Genomic DNA, 1,204 nt, shown 5'->3' with positions numbered 1-1,204 from the left:
TTTGACGCAAACCACCCGGCAGTTGACCATCTAAGCACAACGACGGGAGCGGAGGAGAGGTAATGGCGAACACTCAGTCGAGCTTGGCGCCCGGGCTTCCTTTTAGCGAGGCGGAGTATAACCGTCGCTGGCAAGCTGTTCTTGACCGATTCCAGGAGTTTGGAGTCGACGCAGTCATATCGACTTTCTCGCGCAACCACCAGTACCTGACTGGACATGCTGCCTCCGGCTCGTACGCGAGGCCCTATTACCTGATCATCGCGCCACACGTGCCGCGAACGAATATCGTCCGCTTGTTCGACGAATGGAATGTCCGGGCCGAGAGCATTCCTCTCAAGATCCACACGTATCACCAGCTTACCGAAGCGGGCAAGGTCTGCGCTGAAGTGATGCGATCGCTTGGGCTGGATCGGGGGCGCGTCGGAATGGAGCTCGACCTTTTTGGAATGACGGCCCGCGACGCCATGGAGCTACAAGAGCTACTTCCGAACATCGAGGTTGTGGACGTCTCCCGTCTGATTCTCACTGTGGCGGACATCAAGTCGGCAGAGGAGATCGCCGTCATGCGAAAGGCGATGAAGGGGACGGAGGCCGGCGTTGCCGCCTTTGTTGACGTCCTCAGGGAGGGCGTGTCCGAGCTCGAGGCCGCCGCTATCGTCCAGGCGGCCGTAGAGTCCACGGGGGTAGACGCGACTTTGTTCGGGATTTTATTCGGAAATCACACAGCCGTAGGGCACGCGAAGTCCGGCAACAACCGCCTCAAACAGGGCGACGTCGCCTACATCGAGGTCGGCGGAAGGGTTCATGATTACGCCGCCGGGCTAGTGCGCTCCGCAATCTACGGCAGACATGCCGAGGCCACGGCTCTGTATGAACTCTCGAACGCAGCGTTGGAGGCGGCGATCGCAGCTGCGATGCCCGGGGCATTGACCGGAGACGTCGATGCTGCCGCACGAGGGGTCGTAGAGCGGGCTGGCCGTCCGCAGACATTCCGCCAGCGCGTTGGCTATTCATGCGGTCTCGGTTGGTCGACGCGGGGCTACACCAGCTTAGAGCCGGGCGGCCAGAATGTGCTGCGGCCCAACATGGCGCTGCACATGCCGCTGTTCCTGACCGACGAGGAGGGCCGTTTCGCGATCGGTTGCAGCGAGACGATCCTGGTGACCGATGGAGGGGCGGAGGTCCTGAGCAACGGCGATCGCGA

Annotated in this window: 1 protein-coding gene; it reads left to right on the top strand. The window is 61.6% G+C overall.

Annotated elements, in window-relative coordinates:
- Positions 1-62 precede the first annotated feature (62 nt).
- A partial coding sequence (locus EN869_RS33650) for a Xaa-Pro peptidase family protein (RefSeq protein ID WP_135859832.1) occupies positions 63-1,204 on the top strand: 1,142 nt, incomplete at its 3' end.

This window comes from Mesorhizobium sp. M2D.F.Ca.ET.226.01.1.1, from assembly GCF_004022705.2.
Lineage (GTDB): Bacteria > Pseudomonadota > Alphaproteobacteria > Rhizobiales > Rhizobiaceae > Mesorhizobium.
Note: the sequence above shows the minus strand (reverse complement) of the source record. Positions and strands in the feature narration are given on the sequence as shown.